Source organism: Streptomyces sp. NPDC019443, from assembly GCF_044389785.1.
Classification (GTDB): Bacteria; Actinomycetota; Actinomycetes; order Streptomycetales; family Streptomycetaceae; genus Streptomyces.
Genome location: NZ_JBIRYJ010000002.1, coordinates 157,961 through 176,469, shown reverse-complemented (window position 1 = coordinate 176,469; position 18,509 = coordinate 157,961). Strand labels below are relative to the sequence as shown.

Annotated in this window: 21 protein-coding genes and 1 pseudogene; 9 read left to right on the top strand and 13 right to left on the bottom strand. The window is 69.3% G+C overall.

The features are described 5' to 3' along the window. Positions 1-118 precede the first annotated feature (118 nt). Positions 119-1,216: a threonine synthase gene (locus ACH492_RS06975; protein ID WP_398983637.1), complete on the top strand. Its 1,098-nt coding sequence runs from the start codon at positions 119-121 to the stop codon at positions 1,214-1,216. A 111-nt stretch (positions 1,217-1,327) separates the two neighbouring features. Here ACH492_RS06975 and ACH492_RS06970 read toward each other — a convergent pair whose 3' ends face one another. The 4 genes and pseudogenes from ACH492_RS06970 to ACH492_RS06955 form a co-directional block, all read right to left on the bottom strand. Continuing rightward, the gene (locus tag ACH492_RS06970) at positions 1,328-1,666 is read right to left on the bottom strand and encodes a hypothetical protein (RefSeq protein WP_398983635.1); all 339 of its coding nucleotides are present in this window, start codon (positions 1,664-1,666) and stop codon (positions 1,328-1,330) included. 68 nt (positions 1,667-1,734) lie between these two features. After that, positions 1,735-2,184: a winged helix-turn-helix transcriptional regulator gene (locus tag ACH492_RS06965; protein ID WP_398983633.1), complete on the bottom strand. Its 450-nt coding sequence runs from the start codon at positions 2,182-2,184 to the stop codon at positions 1,735-1,737. 231 nt (positions 2,185-2,415) lie between these two features. After that, complete coding sequence (locus ACH492_RS06960) at positions 2,416-2,595, bottom strand: helix-turn-helix domain-containing protein (RefSeq protein ID WP_398983631.1); 180 nt, start codon at positions 2,593-2,595, stop codon at positions 2,416-2,418. 293 nt (positions 2,596-2,888) lie between these two features. Continuing rightward, positions 2,889-3,374, bottom strand: a pseudogene (locus ACH492_RS06955) (DJ-1/PfpI family protein); the annotation flags it as partial. Positions 3,375-3,499: 125 nt separating this feature from the next. Between ACH492_RS06955 and ACH492_RS06950 the strand changes: the two are divergent. Together ACH492_RS06950 and ACH492_RS06945 are read left to right on the top strand one after the other, a co-directional pair. Next, complete coding sequence (locus ACH492_RS06950) at positions 3,500-3,796, top strand: putative quinol monooxygenase (RefSeq protein ID WP_398983630.1); 297 nt, start codon at positions 3,500-3,502, stop codon at positions 3,794-3,796. Between the two features lie 133 nt (positions 3,797-3,929). After that, on the top strand, positions 3,930-4,262 hold the full coding sequence (locus tag ACH492_RS06945; RefSeq protein WP_398983628.1) for a DUF4326 domain-containing protein: 333 nt from the start codon (positions 3,930-3,932) through the stop codon (positions 4,260-4,262). 115 nt (positions 4,263-4,377) lie between these two features. On the opposite strand, the gene ACH492_RS06940 is transcribed toward ACH492_RS06945, so the two are convergent. From ACH492_RS06940 to ychF, 4 genes are all read right to left on the bottom strand, one after another. Further along, a complete protein-coding gene (locus tag ACH492_RS06940; protein ID WP_398983627.1) occupies positions 4,378-4,827 on the bottom strand; it encodes a Fur family transcriptional regulator in 450 nt (149 codons plus the stop codon). A gap of 31 nt (positions 4,828-4,858) precedes the next feature. Then, the gene (locus tag ACH492_RS06935; RefSeq protein ID WP_398983625.1) at positions 4,859-5,389 is read right to left on the bottom strand and encodes an ATP-binding protein; all 531 of its coding nucleotides are present in this window, start codon (positions 5,387-5,389) and stop codon (positions 4,859-4,861) included. Positions 5,390-5,613: 224 nt separating this feature from the next. Continuing rightward, on the bottom strand, positions 5,614-7,065 hold the full coding sequence (locus tag ACH492_RS06930; RefSeq protein ID WP_398983624.1) for an ATP-binding protein: 1,452 nt from the start codon (positions 7,063-7,065) through the stop codon (positions 5,614-5,616). Positions 7,066-7,411: 346 nt separating this feature from the next. Continuing rightward, positions 7,412-8,500: a redox-regulated ATPase YchF gene (gene ychF, locus ACH492_RS06925; RefSeq protein WP_398983623.1), complete on the bottom strand. Its 1,089-nt coding sequence runs from the start codon at positions 8,498-8,500 to the stop codon at positions 7,412-7,414. Positions 8,501-8,686: 186 nt separating this feature from the next. Here ychF and ACH492_RS06920 point away from each other — a divergent pair, with 186 nt between their 5' ends. Next, complete coding sequence (locus ACH492_RS06920; protein ID WP_398983621.1) at positions 8,687-9,280, top strand: DUF6542 domain-containing protein; 594 nt, start codon at positions 8,687-8,689, stop codon at positions 9,278-9,280. A gap of 124 nt (positions 9,281-9,404) precedes the next feature. Here ACH492_RS06920 and ppgK read toward each other — a convergent pair whose 3' ends face one another. Both ppgK and ACH492_RS06910 read right to left on the bottom strand, forming a co-directional pair. Beyond that, the gene (gene ppgK / locus ACH492_RS06915; protein ID WP_398983619.1) at positions 9,405-10,145 is read right to left on the bottom strand and encodes a polyphosphate--glucose phosphotransferase; all 741 of its coding nucleotides are present in this window, start codon (positions 10,143-10,145) and stop codon (positions 9,405-9,407) included. Positions 10,146-10,175: 30 nt separating this feature from the next. Beyond that, on the bottom strand, positions 10,176-11,168 hold the full coding sequence (locus tag ACH492_RS06910; RefSeq protein WP_398983618.1) for a 4-hydroxy-3-methylbut-2-enyl diphosphate reductase: 993 nt from the start codon (positions 11,166-11,168) through the stop codon (positions 10,176-10,178). A gap of 104 nt (positions 11,169-11,272) precedes the next feature. On the opposite strand from ACH492_RS06910, the gene xseA reads away from it, so the two are divergent. The 3 genes from xseA to ACH492_RS06895 all read left to right on the top strand — a co-directional run bounded on the left by xseA (position 11,273) and on the right by ACH492_RS06895 (position 13,455). Continuing rightward, positions 11,273-12,487 (top strand): exodeoxyribonuclease VII large subunit, encoded by a 1,215-nt coding sequence (xseA, locus tag ACH492_RS06905; protein ID WP_398983616.1) that lies wholly within the window; start codon positions 11,273-11,275, stop codon positions 12,485-12,487. Between the two features lie 10 nt (positions 12,488-12,497). Continuing rightward, the gene (locus ACH492_RS06900; protein ID WP_398983614.1) at positions 12,498-12,740 is read left to right on the top strand and encodes an exodeoxyribonuclease VII small subunit; all 243 of its coding nucleotides are present in this window, start codon (positions 12,498-12,500) and stop codon (positions 12,738-12,740) included. A gap of 124 nt (positions 12,741-12,864) precedes the next feature. Beyond that, positions 12,865-13,455 carry a malonic semialdehyde reductase gene (locus ACH492_RS06895; RefSeq protein ID WP_398983612.1) on the top strand — a complete coding sequence of 197 codons (591 nt, stop codon included), beginning with the start codon at positions 12,865-12,867 and terminating at the stop codon, positions 13,453-13,455. 66 nt (positions 13,456-13,521) lie between these two features. Here the strand turns inward: ACH492_RS06895 and ACH492_RS06890 are convergent, their stop codons facing one another. Continuing rightward, positions 13,522-14,040: a DUF4245 domain-containing protein gene (locus ACH492_RS06890; protein ID WP_307661362.1), complete on the bottom strand. Its 519-nt coding sequence runs from the start codon at positions 14,038-14,040 to the stop codon at positions 13,522-13,524. 123 nt (positions 14,041-14,163) lie between these two features. Here ACH492_RS06890 and glpX point away from each other — a divergent pair, with 123 nt between their 5' ends. Further along, entirely contained in the window at positions 14,164-15,195 is a 1,032-nt protein-coding gene (gene glpX, locus ACH492_RS06885) for a class II fructose-bisphosphatase (protein WP_398983611.1), read from the top strand. Between the two features lie 86 nt (positions 15,196-15,281). Here the strand turns inward: glpX and ACH492_RS06880 are convergent, their stop codons facing one another. Beyond that, positions 15,282-15,635: a WhiB family transcriptional regulator gene (locus ACH492_RS06880; protein ID WP_398983609.1), complete on the bottom strand. Its 354-nt coding sequence runs from the start codon at positions 15,633-15,635 to the stop codon at positions 15,282-15,284. Positions 15,636-15,786: 151 nt separating this feature from the next. Next, complete coding sequence (locus ACH492_RS06875; RefSeq protein WP_398983607.1) at positions 15,787-16,455, bottom strand: DUF1707 domain-containing protein; 669 nt, start codon at positions 16,453-16,455, stop codon at positions 15,787-15,789. 210 nt (positions 16,456-16,665) lie between these two features. Between ACH492_RS06875 and ACH492_RS06870 the strand changes: the two genes are divergently transcribed. Beyond that, complete coding sequence (locus ACH492_RS06870) at positions 16,666-18,345, top strand: fumarate hydratase (protein ID WP_398983605.1); 1,680 nt, start codon at positions 16,666-16,668, stop codon at positions 18,343-18,345. Positions 18,346-18,509: the final 164 nt, after the last annotated feature.

Below are 18,509 nucleotides of genomic sequence, written 5' to 3'. Positions count from 1 at the left end.
AATCTGTCGTGCCCTCGTCTTGCCTGCCGAGCGAAAGATTGGCGGATCCATAGGAATCACACAAGAGTCCGGAGAGTGGTGTAACACATGCGCCACACAACTGCCATGCTGGCGACCCATGAGCTCGTACCGCTGTCCGGACTGCGCCACCCGCGCCCCCGTCGAGTCGGCATCCTGGTGCTGCCCGGACTGCCGCGGCCCCTGGGATCTGGACTTCACCGCCGCTCCGGTCGACCTCAAGTCGCTGTCCGCCAGGGTCAATTCACTGTGGCGTTACGAGGAGGCGCTGCCGGTCTCCGCACCCGCCGTCTCCCTCGGCGAGGGCCGCACCCCGCTCGTACCGCTCACCGAAACCGTCTCCGTCAAGCTCGACTTCCTGATGCCGACGCTCTCCTTCAAGGACCGCGGCGCGGTGCTGCTTGCGGAGCTGGCCCGCCGGCTCGCGCCGCGGCGGGTGATCGCCGACAGCAGTGGCAACGCGGGCACGGCGATCGCCGCGTACTGCGCACGCGCCGGTCTCGACTGCACGGTGTACGTCCCCGAGGCCACCTCCGCCAAGAAGGTGGAGCAGATCCGGGCGCACGGCGCGCACCTCGAACTCGTCCCCGGCGACCGCGAGGCCGCCGCTGAGGCCGCCCGCGGCGCCGCCGACCTTCCCGGCACGTTCTATGCGAGCCACGTCTACAACCCGTACTTCCTGCACGGCACGAAGACGTACGTCTACGAACTGTGGGAGGACCTCGGCGGCACGCTCCCCGAGGCGATCGTCGTCCCCGTCGGCAACGGCACCCTGCTCCTCGGCGCGGCCCTCGGCATCGGCGAGCTGCACGCCCACGGCATGATCGCCGAGCGTCCCGCGCTGATCGCGGTCCAGACCGAGAGGGTCTCCCCGCTCGCGGCCGCTTTCCACGCCGGTGCCGAGGAACTGCTCGACGACGGCCCGGCGCCGCGGCCGACACTCGCCGAGGGCATCGCGATCCCCCGTCCTCCGCGCGCCCGGCAGATCCTGCGGGCCGTACGCGAATCCGGCGGCACCTTCCTCACGGTGACGGAGGACCAGATCCGGGCCGCCCAGCTGGATCTGGCCGCCCGAGGGCTGTTCGTCGAGTCCACGGGCGTCGCGTGCTGGGCGGCAGCGGGCGGTTGGACCGACCGCAACGCCGTAGTGCCGCTCTGCGGGGCGGGCCTGAAGACAGGCCTGGCGCCCGGGCCGTAGCCTCCGTCGGCCCAGTAGGTGTCGTGCTTGATGAAGAACTCCGCCTGTTCTCCCGGCGACCACTCGATGGCGACCTCGCCTCCCGCACCGCCCGGCCTTCCATCACCCGTGTCACCACCCGTATCTCTTGGTGAAGGGCTCGGTCCGTATCTCCAGCCACTCCAGGCATCCCCACCCCGCTCCGGCCAGCACGAGCACAACCACCACCGCGGCCACCGAGTCCCGCGCCCGCAGCACCCCGCCCACCAGGGCCCAGGCCGCGAGCGCCAGGGCGGGCACCCCGAACACCATCAGCGGCCCCTCGACATAGAGCAGGCTCCAGTCCCGCTCCCCTTCGAAGCCGCCGCGCAGCCCGGGCTCGGCGCCCGACTCCCAGACGAAGAACCCGGTGCAGAACCCGGCCACCACAGCCAGGCATCCGGCCCACCCACGCGTGCGTTCGATACCCATACCCGCCCCGGACGCACGGGCGGCTGGGCCGGTTCCGGGACTTGCGGTCGGCTGAGCACGTGAGCGTGTCAGCCGACGGGCAGCGCCCCGCGCCCCGTCGGCGAGTGCACACCCTTGCGCGCCGCCTCGCCGCAGTGCGCGCAGATCAACTTCGGCTCCAGCGTCTCTCCGCAACTGTGCTGCCACTTCAGCGGCGGATCATCGGAGTTGAGGTGCCGGTCGCCCCAATTCATCAGCGTGAGCAGTACGTCTCCGAGTTCCTGACCGGCCGGCGTCAGGTGGTATTCGTAGCGGGGCGGGTGCTCGTTGTACTGCTTGCGGCGGACCGCCCCCGCCGCCTCCAGCTTGCGCAGTCGCGCCGTGAGGATGTCGCGGGACGCCCCGGTGTTACGGACGATCTGGTCGAAGCGCCGCACCCCGTGGCTCAGTTCGCGCACCGCGAGCAGCGTCCACCGCTCGCCGACCAGGTCGAGCGTGTCGGCGATGGAGCACTCTCGGGGCTGAATGCTCTTGGACATGCGTTTCATTCTAGGTCGGTCGGCTGCGAATCCAGACGTTCAGGGGGAGCGCGTAAGCCGGCACCAACCTCCCCAGCCCAGCCTCGGTTTGAACTTCAAACCTACTAACTCGGCCCTGCCGCGCCCGGAGAGGGTTGTCACGTACGAGGAGATGCGCGCCCACGGGTCGCTGGTCGAGCAGCCTGACGGTCTCGGCGCAGCGGGCGCGGGCCGTCAAAGGGGCGCGGGCCGTCAGCGGCCGCGCAGTGCGCCCGTAGTACTGCCGGTGCGCTCGCGCAGCAGGACCCGCAGCGTGTTCGCGTGCTCGTAGCCGACCTTGCGGGCGATCGAGTCCAGCGAGAGGGCAGTGGTCCGCAGCAGGTGCGAGGCCTGCTCGACCCGCAGGTCCTGGACGAATCGCACGGGAGACATGCCGAGCACGCGGCGTACGGTCCGCTGAAGGGTGCGTTCGCTGACGCCCAGCGAGCGCGCCGCGTCGACGACGCTGATCGGCTCCTCCAGATGCAGCCTCGCCCAGCGCTCGAAGGCGGCAACGAGCGGGTCGCTCTGCGCGAGCGCGCTCGGAATGGTGTACGAGGACTGCGAAGGGCGCTCGTCGACGACCAGTAGCGGGCGACGAGGTCGGCCACGGCCGGACTGCTCATCCGGACGATGGCGAGCGCCAGATCGACATGCCCGAAGGCCGCTCCTGCGGTCATCACACCGTCCGATGTGGTGACCATCCTGGTCTCGTCGATCGTGACAGCCGGGTAGCGCTGCCGGAAGACGGGTGCAAGCCACCAACTCGTCGTCGCCTTCCGCCCGTCGAGCACTCCCGACTCGGCCAGCAGGAAGGTACCCGTACAGGCCGAGGCGACGGGTGTGCCCCGCTCACGGGTGTCGGCCACCAGCGTCCTTACCGCCGCGGATGCGGGGCCGGAGACATGGTCGAGCAACGCCTCCGGCCGCCGCTCGGCGAGCGCCGGCACCAGCAGCAGGTCCGCTCGCCGGGCCTCGGCGGTCGGCTGGGTGGTGACGACGTGTCCTGCGCCGGTGCGGACGCGGCGGCGGAAACCGACGGTGGTGACCTCCCAGGCGGGCGGCGGCTGCGGAAGCTCGGTGCGCATGGCGTTCGCCGCGTCGAGCACGTCGAGGATCGCCGAGAGTCCGGAGTCGAACACGCCGTCGTAGACCAGCACCGCCACGTCCATGTCGGAAACCATATGTGAAGCGTCGTTTACGACACTGGGAAGGTGCTGATCACCACCCGAGGTTTACCGATGTCCCCGACGACGGGGACGGGGGAAACCGACGCCGACCCACGGAGTGACTCACCATGAACATCGGTCTGCTGGCCCGCATCGAGGCCAAGCCCGAGTACGCCGACAAGGTGGAGGCCATGCTGCGCGACGCGCTCCAGCTCGCCCGCGAGGAGGAGCACACGGTCACCTGGTTCTCGTTCCGGGAGAGCGCCACGGCCTTCGGCGTCTTCGACACGTTCGAGGACGAGCGGGGACGGTCCGGTCATCTGCAGGGACGGATCGCCGCGGCGCTGATGGAGGCGGCGGAGACGATGCTGAGCTCGGCCCCGGACATCCGCCCTGTGGACCTCCTGGCGGTCAAGATTCCCTGACCGTTTCTCGAGGACGAGGTCCCGCGGGCCGCGAGCTGCTGCCCGTGGGACCAAGCCGTACGCGCCACGCCACGACGACCCCGCGCCGGTCTTCACGTTGCCGGGCGCGGCCTGAGGCCGGAGGATCCAGCACATGGACAGGACGACAGTCGTCAACCTCAAAGGCCATCGCGACGACCCCGAGTACGCGGACGTCGTCTACGTGGGCCGCGCCATGCACCGCGGCGGCTGGCACCTCGACGCCTCCCCTCTGGCCAGCCCATTCCGCCCGGGCCCGGACGGCACGCGCGAAGAGGTGGTCGAAAAGTACCGCGCGTATCTACTGGCCCGCCCCGACCTCCTCGCCCACCTCCCGTCCCTGCGCGGCCGCCGCCTCGGCTGCTGGTGCGTCCCGCAGCGCTGCCACGCGGAGGTGCTCGCGGAACTGGCGGACGCGGCCGGGCAGCGCACAGCGAAGGCCCGCTGACGCGGTACGACTCGAAGGGAGATTGCTTCGTCCGCCAAGGCGGCCCGAACCGACTGTGGGACGGGGCCTCTCCGGCGGTGGTCCGAGCCGGGATCCCGGGCCGCGGGCAGCGCGCTCATTCGGACGGGCCGTCCGCGCACGCCGGGCAGCGGCCCCAGAACGTCACCGCCGCCTCGTCCACGCTGTATGTGGCGGGCAGACGGGCTTCCAGGCACGGGGCGGCCCCGATCACACACTCCACGTCCGCTACGTCGCCGCACTCCCGGCAGACGAAATGGTGGTGGTTGTCGCCCCGTTCGATCTCGTAGCGGGCGGGATGGCCGGCGAGCTGGGTGCAGCGGGTCAGGCCCGCCTCGGTCAGCGCGCGCAGCACGTCGTACGTCGCCTGGAGGGAGAGCCGGCCGGTCACCTCGCGCGCCCGGGACCGGACCGAGTCGGCGTCGGGGTGCTCCGGCAGCGCCTCCACCGCCGTCAGGACGGCCATGCGCTGCGCGGTCACCCGCAGGCCCGCTTCACGCAGCCGGGACGCCGCGCGCGCCATCGGTTCCTGCACGGCCTCGCTCATGGCCACCGCCTTCCCGCTGTCTCGCGGCACATCACACCGGGGAGCGGGTGCGGTCACCGGAGGGGCCCAGCTCGAACCAAGTGATCTTCCCATGGGCGGTCGGGTAGCAGCCCCACCGTCGGGACAGCGCCTCGACAAGTGCCAGACCGCGTCCCCACTCGTCGTCGGGCGCGGCACACCGCAGTCGCGGCAGCACGCTGCTGCCGTCCTCGACCGAGCAGAGGATCACGTCGGCCAGCACCAGGGAGAGATGCAGCGGCCCCACCGCGTGGCGCAGTGCGTTCCCGACCAGCTCACTGACGAGCAGTTCCGCCGTCTCGACCAGCGTGGCGGGGACCCATGCGGCCATCAGGTCGCCGCGGATGTCGCGGCGCGCCTGAGCGACCGCGGTCGGCGTCCAGGGCAGCGGCCACGAGGACACGCCCGCGCCATCCTGCCAGGGAGAAGGCGGGCAGGCAGGCTCCTGGTCCAACAGCGCCGCGCCGGCCACGCCGCCCGAAGGCTCCGACCATGCGCGTGTCTGCTCACTGCGCTGATCGACCGGGTCTTTCAGGGGACCCATGTTCGTGCACCTCCACTACCGGAAGCCCGTTTTGCGTGATTTGGGCTTGTTATCGCCAGCGTATGCCTGTTCTGGAGTAAGTCAAGATTAGAGATGAATTCTTCTTTTTGTAAGCACTCCATATGCCGTCCATATAGCTGAACTCTGAGCTCGCCCGATGTTCACACCACCCTCGGCCTTGGCGCCGCATCGCGGCCGACGACGGTCACATCGCTGCTCCGCGGCTATCGGGACTGCCACGCCCGTACGAGGTCCTCCGGCCCCCAGTGCGCGGTCAGCGGCAGATCATCGGCCACCCCGCAGCGGGAGACCGCGACCAGTGGAGTGTCCGGGGCGGTACCGGGGACGGCGAGCATGTCGCGTACCAAGGCGTCATACTCACGACGGCCGAAGGGCTGGGTCTCCAGCCACTTGACCGACCCGACGAAGTGCACCTGGCGGGCCACCGGCTCGCGGTCTGCACCGATGAGGTCGATCTCGGGGTTGTTCTGACGGTTCCACCAACCGCCGATGGCCTCGGTCTCGGGCCACTCATCATTGGGCATCAGACGCAGCAAGGACTCGCGGATCAGTGGCTCGACCGCTCGCCCGCGCCAAGTGGTCCATGACCGCTCGATGCGTTCCAGTGCCAAGTCGCCGCGGCCTCGCTCGATGAGTGGGATGGCGCGTGCCAGGAACGCCAGCCAGAACCGCAGATACGGGTCGGCGATCCGATAGCGCTTGTTCTTGCTATCCGGCTTGACGGACAGGGGGAGATCAGCGGCCAGGACTCGCTTGGCCTGCAGCATGGCCAGCAGCGGGGAGAGCGTGCCGGACGGCAGCGCGCTAGCGCCGCCGGCCTGGGCTGCGATTGCGCTGAACGTGCGCTCACCGCTGCCTACCGCTTCCAGTACGGCCCGTGAGTGCGAAGCCTCGGGGAATTCGCCCAGCAGGGACAGCTCGCCGGCCACCAGCAGGGGCGAGAGAGGGTTGGCGACGGAAGCCTGCAGGAAGGCCGTACGCCCCATTCCCGGCCGCCAGGACTGCACGATCTCGGGGAATCCACCAGTGATCAACTGGGCGTCCACGGCCCCTGCGGCGTCGAGTTCGGTCACGGCCTGCACGTCGGCCAGGTTCAGGGGGTGGACGGTCATTTTCGCCGCCCGGCCGAAGAATGGGCGTCCGTACGACTGCAGTGCCTCCATCACCGATGTATCGCTGCCAACCAGCAGCAGAAGCACGGGCCTGGAAGACAGGTGACGGTCCCAGGCAGTCTGGAGTGCGCCCTCGAATTCCTGATCCTGCTCGACCAGCCAGGGCACCTCGTCGATCACCGCGATGCTGGGTGAGTCATCGGGTACCGCGAGCGCCAGCGAGCGCAGGGCCTGGTTCCAGTCCTGCGCCTGGAGGCCGGCGACCAGCTCCGCCCCCGGCAGTAGTGACTGCGCGAGGGTCGCTGCAAAGTCGGCGCGCTCCGTCACAGGGTTACGCCCCCGGGTGGCCTGGAACACCACGTACGGCGCTCCCGAGCGGTCGCAGAATTCCTGGACCAGTCGCGACTTCCCCACTCGCCGCCGACCCGTCATGATCACAGCCCGCCCTCGGGTGGCTCCAACGCTCTCTGCCACTGTCCGGTACTGCTCGGCCAGCAGTTCAAGATCGCCGACCCGGCCTTGGAACTCCACGACACACCCCATGGGATTAACGTAGATAGAGTATTACGTAGATTGAATCTTACTTCACCTCAAGCGGCCTAGTGGATCGAGTGCAGAAGCGGGCACGGAGTGCGAGATTGCGGATTGGAGCCTCTGCATCCTGCTCGGCAAGGGTGACGGGTGAGCGCACGGACGCGGGCCGCTTAGCGCGCAAGCCCTGCCCAAAACCCAGCACGGTAGAGGTGAGCAGGTGTGATCATGGGTGACGAGGGGTCAGATCTCCCAGGACCATCCCAGCACGGGAACAACAAGGGGCCCGACTCCGAAGAGTCGGACCCCACCTGACCTGTATGTTTGCCAGATCAACGACGTGCCGTTACGTCACCCGCTACACGTTGAAGCGGAACTCCACCACGTCGCCGTCCTGCATCACGTAGTCCTTGCCCTCCATGCGCGCCTTGCCCTTCGCGCGGGCCTCCGCGACCGAGCCCGTCTCCACCAGGTCGGCGAAGGAGATGACCTCGGCCTTGATGAAGCCCTTCTGGAAGTCGGTGTGGATCACACCGGCCGCCTCGGGGGCCGTCGCGCCCTTCTTGATGGTCCAGGCGCGGGTCTCCTTCGGGCCCGCCGTCAGGTACGTCTGCAGGCCGAGCGTGTCGAAGCCGACCCGGCCCAGCGTCGCCAGCCCCGGCTCCTCCTGGCCCATCGACTGGAGAAGCTCCAGCGCCTCGTCATCGTCGAGCTCGATCAGCTCGGACTCGATCTTCGCGTTCAGGAAGATCGCCTCGGCCGGGGCGACCAGCACGCGCTGCTCGTTCTTGAAGTCCTCGTCGACCAGTTCGTCCTCGTCCACGTTGAAGACGTAGAGGAAGGGCTTGGTGGTGAGCAGGTGCAGCTCGTGCAGCAGACGGCCCTTCTCCGTGCCGGCGGTGATGCCCGCGCCGAAGAGCGTCGTGCCGGCCTCGAGGATCTTCTGCGCCTCCTCGACCGCGGCAAGGACCGCGACCTTGTCCTTCTGGAGGCGGGACTCCTTCGTCAGACGCGGGACCGCCTTCTCGATCGACTGGAGGTCGGCGAGGATCAGCTCGGTGTTGATCGTCTCGATGTCGTCCTTCGGCGAGACCTTGCCGTCGACATGGACGACGTTCTCGTCCTTGAAGGCACGGATGACCTGGCAGATCGCGTCGGACTCACGGATGTTCGCCAAGAACTTGTTGCCCAGGCCCTCGCCCTCACTCGCGCCGCGCACAATGCCCGCGATGTCGACGAAGTCGACCGTCGCCGGGAGGATCCGCTGCGAGCCGAAGATCTCGGCGAGCGTGGCGAGGCGGGCGTCCGGGACGCCGACGACGCCGACGTTCGGCTCGATGGTGGCGAACGGGTAGTTGGCCGCCAGCACGTCGTTCTTGGTCAGGGCGTTGAACAGGGTCGACTTGCCGACATTCGGCAGGCCGACGATTCCGATCGTGAGCGACACGTTGGCGACTTCCTGGAGTGAGGACTGGCTGATGGCCGTACGGCCCGGAGGTGGGCCGATCCCCCAGTTTACGGGCGGGTCAAGCCGGGCATCGACGGGGAGCTCGGAGTCGAACTCAACGCCAAGGTCAGCCAAAGGGCGTGTCCCATGCCTGATTCCTCCCCACTCGCGACCTACTTTGTTCGGGTGGAGCAGCCCAGGACAAGTCAATCTCAGCGCCGGCAGCGGCCGCAGCCCCCTCTCTCCCCGAAGGTCCCCCTTACTCCGCAGAGCGCGCTTGCCGAGGGCACGCTGGCGGAAGGCACCCCCGTGTACCGGGTTGCCGCCCGGCCCGCGCGCACCGTGCCGCCTGTGGTCCTCGCGCTGCGCAGACTGCCCAAGCCCCGGCTGACCGGCCTCGGTGGCGGACTGTTCGGAGCCGCGACGATGTTCGCGCTCGGCTGCCTGGACTGGCTGCTGCTCGGCGGCTCCGCCGTGGTGTACGGACTGCTGTTCCTGCCCGTGAGTGCAATGACGGCGCTGTGGGTCCGGGACGCGGACCTGGTCACCGCGCCGATCAGCGTGCCGATCGCGTTCGCGGTCGGGATCGTGCCGATCTCCGGCGGCACGGGTGGCTTCGGCGGCCAGACGATGGCGGTGATCACCGCACTCGCGGTGCACGCCGGCTGGCTGTACGGCGGCACGCTGATCGCGGGGCTCATCACGTGCGTCCGGAAGATCCGCATGATGACCCGCCGCCAGCGCCGCACCCGTGGGGGTCCCCCGCCGCGCCGCAGCTAGATCACGGCCGGCGTCCGCCAGACCGAGGCCGGCGTCCGCGGCCACGCAGTCCGGCGGCACGGGACCGGCCGGGGCGGGCTCAGCCGCCGCTCGTACCGCGCACCCGGCGCCGCCCGCTCGCCCGCTACCTTCCAACCGCTGCCATCGCCGCGCCCACGATTCCCGCGTTGTTCCGGAGCTCCGCCGGGATGATCTCCGCCCTGATTCCCTCGATCAGCGGCACGAACTTGTCCGCCTTGCGGCTCACCCCGCCGCCGATGATGAACAGTTCGGGCGAGAACAGCATCTCCACGTGCGCCAGATACTTCTGCACCCGGTGCGCCCACTGCTGCCAGCTCAGGCCCTCGTCGTCCTTGACCTTCGTCGACGCGCGCTTCTCCGCGTCGTGACCGTGCAGTTCTAGGTGGCCGAGCTCGGTGTTCGGCACCAGGCGGCCGTCGATGAAGACCGCGCTGCCGATGCCCGTGCCGAGCGTCAGCAGTATCACCGTGCCCTTGCGGCCGTGCCCCGCGCCGAACCTCATCTCCGCGATGCCCGCCGCGTCCGCGTCGTTCAGGACCGTCACCGGCAGGCCCCCGAGGCGGTCGCCCAGCAGTTTCGCGGCGTCCATGTCGACCCAGCGCTTGTCGACATTCGCCGCCGTACGCGTAACGCCGTCCATGACGACGCCGGGAAAGGTGATACCGACCGGGCCCGACCAGCCGAAATTGCCGACCACCTCGGCCACGCCGTCCGCCACCGCGTCGGGCGTCGCCGGGTGCGGGGTCAGGACTTTGTAGCGCTCCTGCGCCAGTTCGCCGCGCTCAAGGTCCACAGGTGCGCCCTTGATGCCGGATCCGCCGATGTCCACTCCGAACACGTCCATGGACACAACGTTACGGGCAGCCTCCGTCAGTTACTTCCCGGACAGCTCCGCCGCCTCCGCGCGCAGATCGCGCCGGAGCTCCTTCGGCAGCGAGAAGGTGATCGACTCCTCCGCTGCCTTCACGATCTCGACGTCCTCGAAGCCGCGCTGCGAAAGCCACTCCAGTACGCCCTCGACCAGCACCTCAGGCACGGACGCGCCCGACGTGACGCCGACCGTCGAGACGCCGTCCAGCCAGGCCTCGTCGATCTCGTCCGCGAAGTCCACCAGATGGGCGTCGCCCGCTCCCGCGCCCAGCGCCACCTCGACGAGCCGCACCGAGTTCGAGGAGTTCTTGGAGCCGACCACGATGACCAGGTCCGCCTCCGCGCCCATCTGCTTCACCGCGACCTGGCGGTTCTGCGTGGCGTAGCAGATGTCGTCGCTCGGCGGCGAGATCAGCTGCGGAAACTTCTCCTTCAGCTTGTCCACCGTCTCCATCGTCTCGTCGACCGACAGCGTGGTCTGCGAGAGCCAGACGACCTTCGACTCGTCCCGCACGGACACATTCGCGACGTCTTCGGGGCCGTCCACGAGCGTGATGTGGTCGGGGGCCTCGCCGGACGTGCCGATGACTTCCTCGTGGCCGTCGTGGCCGATCAGCAGGATGTCGTAGTCCTCGTCCGCGAAGCGGACGGCTTCCTTGTGGACCTTGGTGACCAGCGGGCAGGTCGCGTCGATCGTCGCGAGCTTGCGCTGCGCCGCCTCCTCGTGGACGACCGGCGCCACGCCGTGCGCGGAGAACATGACGATCGACCCCTCGGGGACCTCCGCCGTCTCGTCGACGAAGATCGCGCCCTTCTTCTCCAGGGTCTGTACGACGTACTTGTTGTGGACGATCTCGTGGCGGACATAGATCGGCGACCCGTACTGCTCCAGGGCCTTCTCCACGGCGATCACGGCACGGTCCACGCCCGCGCAGTAGCCACGGGGAGCGGCGAGCAGGACGCGTCGGGCGGGAGTCGTAGCAGTCATGCCCCCCATCGTAAGGCCGCCCAGAAGGGGCGAGAGAGCCGCCCGCCAGGGGAAGACTCGTGCCACCGTCGCTATCAGCCGCGTTGTCGCACCCGGCCGATACGCTCGCCCGTATGGCTCTCAATACGTCCGCGGAAGCTCCTCTGCCGGTCGGCGAGGTGTCACGGCTCATCGGAGGGTGGATCGACCGGCTCGGCGCCGTCTGGGTGGAGGGGCAGATCACCCAGCTGTCGCGGCGGCCGGGCGCCGGGGTCGTCTTCATGACCCTGCGCGATCCCTCGTACGACATCTCCGTGAGCGTCACCTGCTTCCGGCAGGTCTTCGACGCGGTCGCGGACGTCGTGGCGGAGGGCGCGCGCGTGGTGGTGCACGCCAAGCCGGAGTGGTACGCACCGCGGGGGCAGCTGTCGCTGCGGGCCGTGGAGATAAAGCCGGTAGGAATCGGCGAACTGCTCGCGCGCCTGGAGCAACTGAAACGGACCCTGGGAGCGGAGGGGCTGTTCGCCGTCGAGCGCAAGAAGGCGCTGCCGTTCCTGCCGCACCGGGTGGGGCTGGTCTGCGGGCGGGCATCGGCGGCCGAGCGCGACGTCCTGGAGAACGCGCGGCGGCGGTGGCCGGCCGTCCGCTTCGAGGTGCGCAATGTGGCCGTGCAGGGGGTGCACGCGGTGACCCAGGTCGTCCAGGCGGTCAAGGAGCTGGACGAGCTCACGGACGTGGACGTGATCATCGTGGCGAGGGGCGGCGGCAGCGTGGAGGATCTGCTGCCGTTCTCGGACGAACAGCTGATCCGCACCGTGTCCGAGTGCCGTACGCCCGTGGTGTCGGCGATCGGGCACGAGCCGGACTCGCCGCTGCTCGACCTGGTGGCGGATCTGCGGGCGTCGACGCCGACGGACGCGGCGAAGAAGGTCGTGCCGGACGTCGGCGAGGAGCTGGACCGGGTGCGGCAGTTGCGCGACCGTGCGCTGCGCACCGTCCAGGGGCTGCTCGACCGCGAGGAGCGGGGTCTTGCCCATGCGCTGGCCCGTCCGTCGATGGAGCATCCGCACCGGATGGTGGACGAGCGCGGGGCGGAGGTGGACGCGCTGGTGGCCCGTAGCCGGCGGGTGCTCGGCCACCTCCTTGACCGCGCCGACTCGGAGCTGGCGCACACCCGGGCCCGGGTGGTCTCGCTGTCGCCGGCGGCGACCCTGGAGCGGGGGTACGCGGTGCTGCAGCGGGCGGACGGGGCGGTCGTCCGCTCGCCGGAGGAGGTCGCGGCGGGCGACGAGCTGCGCGCGCGGGTCTCGGAGGGCGAGCTGAACGTCGTTGTCGTACCTCACACATAGGGTGGATCGCATGGCTGCCAACACGGACGAGGCCGCGCTCGGCTACGAGCAGGCGCGGGACGAGCTGATCGAGGTCGTACGTCGCCTGGAGGCGGGCGGCACGACGCTCGAGGAGTCGCTGGCCCTGTGGGAGCGCGGCGAGGAGCTGGCGAAGGTCTGCCGCCGCTGGCTGGAGGGCGCCCGCGCCCGGCTCGACGCGGCGCTGTCCGAGGGCGAGCACGAGGCCGGTGCCGCCCAGCCCGCCGAGGACTGAGCAGGTCAGGGGCCCTTCCCCTGTGAGCCGGGGCACTCCGGACGTGTAGTTGAAATTTAATCTACCGGGATGTGGTTACACCCGTCGTAATGATCCGCCGCACGCCCCGGAAGGTACGTCAGCAATGACCCTCGCCCTTGACTCCGCCGCTCAGGACCTCCTCTTCCGTGAGGCCCGCACCGCCAACACGTTCACCGACGAGCCGGTGACCGAGGAGCAGGTCCAGGCGATCTACGACCTCGTCAAGTTCGGACCCACCGCCTTCAACCAGAGCCCCCTGCGCGTCGTCCTCGTCCGCTCCGACGAGGCCCGCGAGCGCCTGGTAAGTCACATGGCCGAGGGCAACCAGGCGAAGACCGCGTCCGCGCCGCTGGTCGCGATCCTCGCCGCCGACAACGAGTTCCACGAGGAGCTTCCGACCCTGTTCCCGCACTTCCCGCAGGCCAAGGACATGTTCTTCGCCGAGCGCCCGGTCCGTGAGCAGGCCGCCGCCCTGAACGCCGCACTGCAGGCCGCGTACTTCATCGTCGGCGTCCGCGCCGCCGGTCTGGCCGCGGGCCCGATGACCGGCTTCGACTTCGCGGGCGTCCAGAAGGAGTTCCTGGACGACGACCACACCCCGCTGATGGTCATCAACATCGGCAAGCCGGGCGAGGACGCCTCGTTCCCGCGCTCCCCGCGACTGGCGTACGACGAGGTCATCACCACTGTCTGAGCCGTCACGCAGTCATCACGCGAAGGCCGCCGCACCCGAAGCGGGTGCGGCGGCCTTCGAGATTCGTCATGACGTACGCAGCGCGGCCGCCATTTCCGCGAGCCGCTGCGCCGACGCCGTGCCCGTGACGACCGTCGTCCCACCCTTGTCGTGGCGCACCAGGGCGTCGTACTTCGGCCCCTCCCAGCGCTCCCAGGCCGCGCCCGCGATCTGCTGCGTGCGGTCCGTCTTCGTGGCCTGCTGGCTGACCTGCGGGATGTACTTGCGGGCCGGCGCCGTGGACTGCTCGACCGCGACGTACTCGCCGTCCGGGTCCAGGAAGCCGAGGTGCCAGGCGTTGCCGTCGGTCCCCTTGTACGAGACCGACGTCGGCTTCCACCCCTTCGCAAGGCCCTCCGGCGCCGCCACCGGGTACGGCGCCGCACGCCGTGCGGTAAGCAATTCCACCCGGTAGTCGACCGCCTTGATCGGGTCGGCCTTGTCATCGTGCGGAATGAACACATAGATCACCGCGACGACGGCCCCGATGACCGCCATCGACAGCACCATGTCGCGCACCGTCTGTCTGCCTCGCATACTTGCCACGCCCCCATCGTCGCATCATGGTGGCGTGCTCAAACGTGGCCCCCTCTGCTCAATTTGTCGACGTACAGATAGAGTCGGATCACCCTCTTTTCCGGCCGTCGTCGTACAGAAAGGTGCGCTCCGATGACCGAGCACAATCTGCCGTCCCAGCTCGAGGTCTCCCCCGAGGCCCCCGACCGCAACCTGGCCCTGGAGCTCGTCCGGGTCACCGAGGCCGCCGCCATGGCCGCAGGCCGGTGGGTCGGCCGCGGAGACAAGATCGGCGCGGACGGAGCGGCCGTCAAGGCCATGCGGACCCTGGTCTCCACCGTCTCGATGAACGGCGTCGTCGTCATCGGCGAGGGCGAGAAGGACGAAGCCCCGATGCTGTTCAACGGCGAGCGGGTCGGCGACGGGACCGGCGCCGAGGTCGACATCGCCGTGGACCCGATCGACGGCACCACGCTCAACGCCAAGGGCATGCCGAACGCCATCGCCGTGCTCGCCGCCGCCGACCGCGGCACCATGTTCGACCCGTCCGCGGTCTTCTACATGGACAAGCTGGTCACCGGCCCCGAGGCCGCGGACTTCGTGGACATCAACGCCCCCGTCTCTGTCAACATCCGCCGGGTCGCCAAGGCCAAGCACTCGACGCCCGAGGACGTCACGGTCGTCATCCTGGACCGCCCGCGCCACGAGGGCATCGTCAAGGAGATCCGCGAGACCGGCGCACGGATCAAGTTCATCTCGGACGGCGATGTCGCGGGTTCGGTCATGGCCGTACGCGAAGGCACCGGCGTCGACATGCTCATGGGCATCGGTGGCACGCCCGAGGGCATCATCTCCGCCTGCGCGATCAAGTGCCTCGGCGGCACGATCCAGGGCAAGCTCTGGCCGAAGGACGACGCCGAGCGGCAGCGCGCGCTCGACGCGGGGCACGACCTGGACCGGGTGCTGCACACGAACGACCTGGTCAGCGGCGACAACGTGTTCTTCGTCGCCACCGGAATCACGGACGGCGAGCTGCTGCGCGGAGTGCGTTACCGCGCGGAGACCGCGACCACCCAGTCGCTGGTGATGCGCTCCAAGTCCGGCACGATCCGCCAGATCGACTCGACCCACCGACTGTCGAAGCTGCGCGCGTACAGCGCCATCGACTTCGACCGCGCGAAGTAGGTACCAGTCGTAGGTACGGGAAGGGGCGCCCCATGTGCGGTGGGGCGCCCCTTCCCGTGCCTACGCGTCCGACGCCTCGTCGACCGTCAGGCCGCCGACGCCGACTTCTTGAGCTCGATCTCGCGCCGCCTGCGCCGGGCCAGCACCACGCGGCGCTCGGCCGCGGTGAGCCCGCCCCACACGCCGTACGGCTCGGGCTGGAGCAAGGCATGTTCCCGGCACTCGACCATCACGGGGCAGCGGGCGCAGACCCGTTTGGCTGCCTCCTCGCGTGACAGCCGCGCTGCCGTTGGTTCCTTGGACGGGGCGAAGAACAGTCCCGCTTCGTCCCGGCGGCACACCGCCTCCGCATGCCAGGGTCCGGCCTGATCTTCCCGAGCGGGAATTCGCTGGGGCGGAACGGCGGCGACCTGCAAGGACTGATGCGGCAGTTGCAGCACGGTCTACTCCTGACGACGGCTTCGCGAGCGAGAGACGATGCAGCACTCCCTACCCGCTGTGCGCACTCCTATTCACTGAGTGGCACTCAGTTCCGACGCACGGAATTGCGCACCGGCGCTCGCGGCCGAAAAACGCTCCGGAGCGCAGTCGTCAGCCGAGGTGTTTGCGCAGGCGGTCATGGAGATCGGAGATGCGGCGGCCGCGCTTGGGCTTGGCCTCGACATTGCCGAAAACCGCGTACCCGTTGACGACGACGACCGGGGCCTCTGGATCCTCGGCCTCCAGCGTGAGGACGTCGAAGTTGCCGAAGAAGCCGGTGCCGCTGCCGCGCAGCGAGATGTTCTCCGGAACCCGGACCTCGACATTGCCGAAGATGGAGGTCGCGTTGATCACGGTCAGCCGCTGCCCGAAGAGCGCCTCGGTGAGGTCGATCTCGATGTTGCCGAACAGCGAGAAGGCGTTGGTGCGGCGGCCGACGCGCCAGCGGCCCTTGCGGGTGGAGCTGGAGAAGACGGCGATCAGGTTGTCGGCGGGTCCGCCGGGTCCGGGGGACCCTTCTGGCCCGTACGCGTGCGAGGTGGCGTCCGGGCGCCTGCGGGTCGCCGGCAGGTCCTGGACGATCGGTTCGAGCTCGCCGACGGTCTTGGCGCGGTAGACGGCCTCGATCCGCTCGGAGTGCTCCTCGGCGTCCAGCCGGCCCTCGGCCAGGGCGTCCCTGAGGATGTCCGCGATCCGGTCACGGTCGGCATCGGAGGCACGGATGGCAGCGCCGGGTTCCGCGTGGGCGACCGGCTTCTGGGGGTGCTTGTCGAGGTCCACGGATCCAGCGTAGCGAAACGCGATAGATCGCGACTAGTGGCCCACGCCGGTTGTCCCCAAACTCCTCGGGACTCCGTCCAGGGAGACCCCCAAGTGCTTGATTTCAGTGAGCCCTACCTCACAAGCCCGGCTCCCGCGCGGCGTTCTACGCTGGGGTGCGCGCTGCCAATGGAGGCCGCGTCGCCGTCTGCTGAGTGAGGAATGGCCGTAATGCCAGAGTTTGCGTACTCCGATCTGCTCCCGCTGGGAGAGGACACCACGCCGTATCGGCTGGTGACCGCCGAGGGAGTCTCCACCTTCGAAGCCGACGGGCGTACGTTCCTCAAGGTCGAGCCGGAGGCGCTGCGCACGCTCGCCGCCGAGGCCATGCACGACATCTCGCACTACCTGCGGCCCGCCCACCTCGCGCAGTTGCGCCGTATCGTCGACGATCCCGAGGCCTCCTCCAACGACAAGTTCGTCGCGCTCGACCTGCTCAAGAACGCGAACATCGCCGCCGCCGGCGTCCTCCCCATGTGCCAGGACACCGGCACGGCGATCGTGATGGGCAAGCGTGGCCAGAACGTGCTGACGGCAGGCGGCGACGAGGAAGCCCTCTCCCGCGGCATCTACGACGCGTACACCAAGCTCAACCTGCGCTACTCGCAGATGGCTCCGCTCACCATGTGGGAGGAGAAGAACACCGGCTCCAACCTCCCCGCCCAGATCGAGCTGTACGCGACCGACGGCGGCGCGTACAAGTTCCTGTTCATGGCCAAGGGCGGTGGGTCGGCCAACAAGTCGTTCCTCTACCAGGAGACCAAGGCGGTCCTGAACGAGGCCTCCATGATGAAGTTCCTGGAGGAGAAGATCCGCTCGCTCGGTACGGCGGCGTGCCCGCCGTACCACCTCGCGATCGTCGTCGGCGGCACGTCCGCCGAGTTCGCGCTGAAGACCGCGAAGTACGCCTCCGCGCACTACCTCGACGAGCTGCCCGCCGAGGGCTCCCCGACCGGCCACGGCTTCCGCGACAAGGAGCTGGAGGAGAAGGTCTTCGAGCTCACCCAGAAGATCGGCATCGGCGCGCAATTCGGCGGCAAGTACTTCTGCCACGACGTCCGCGTGGTCCGGCTGCCACGGCACGGCGCGTCGCTGCCCGTCGCGATCGCCGTGTCCTGCTCGGCCGACCGCCAGGCGACCGCGAAGATCACCGCGGAGGGCGTGTTCCTGGAGCAGTTGGAGACGGATCCGGCGCGCTTCCTGCCGGACACGACGGACGAGCACCTCGACGAGGCGGGTGCCCGCGGCGAAGCCGCTGTACGCATCGACCTGAACCGGCCGATGGACGAGGTGCTGGCCGAGCTCACCAAGTACCCGGTCAAGACCCGGCTCTCGCTGACCGGCCCGCTCGTCGTCGCCCGCGACATCGCGCACGCCAAGATCAAGGAGCGGCTCGACGCGGGCGAGGAGATGCCGCAGTACCTGAAGGACCACCCGGTCTACTACGCGGGCCCGGCGAAGACGCCGGAGGGTTACGCGTCGGGCTCGTTCGGTCCGACCACGGCAGGCCGGATGGACTCGTACGTCGAGCAGTTCCAGGCGGCGGGCGGCTCCAAGGTCATGCTCGCCAAGGGCAACCGGAGCAACCAGGTCACCGACGCGTGCGGTTCGCACGGCGGCTTCTACCTGGGCTCGATCGGTGGTCCGGCGGCGCGGCTTGCGCAGGACTGCATCAAGAAGGTCGAGGTCGTCGAGTACGAGGAGCTCGGGATGGAGGCGGTGTGGAGGATCGAGGTCGAGGACTTCCCCGCGTTCATCGTCGTGGACGACAAGGGCAACGACTTCTTCACGGAGCCGGCGCCGGCGCCGACGTTCACGTCGATCCCGGTGCGGGGACCGGGGCTGGCGTAACGCCTGCGGCGGGCCCCGCGGCGGAGCCGCAAAATCGGACACAGCCCTACCCGCCCCCTTCCCGAACTGGGGCTCCGCCCCAGACCCCGCTGACCCCGCTCCTCAATCGCCGGAGGGGCTGATTTTCAGCCCGTTGGGGGTCCCCCCGGACGAAGTCCGGGGGG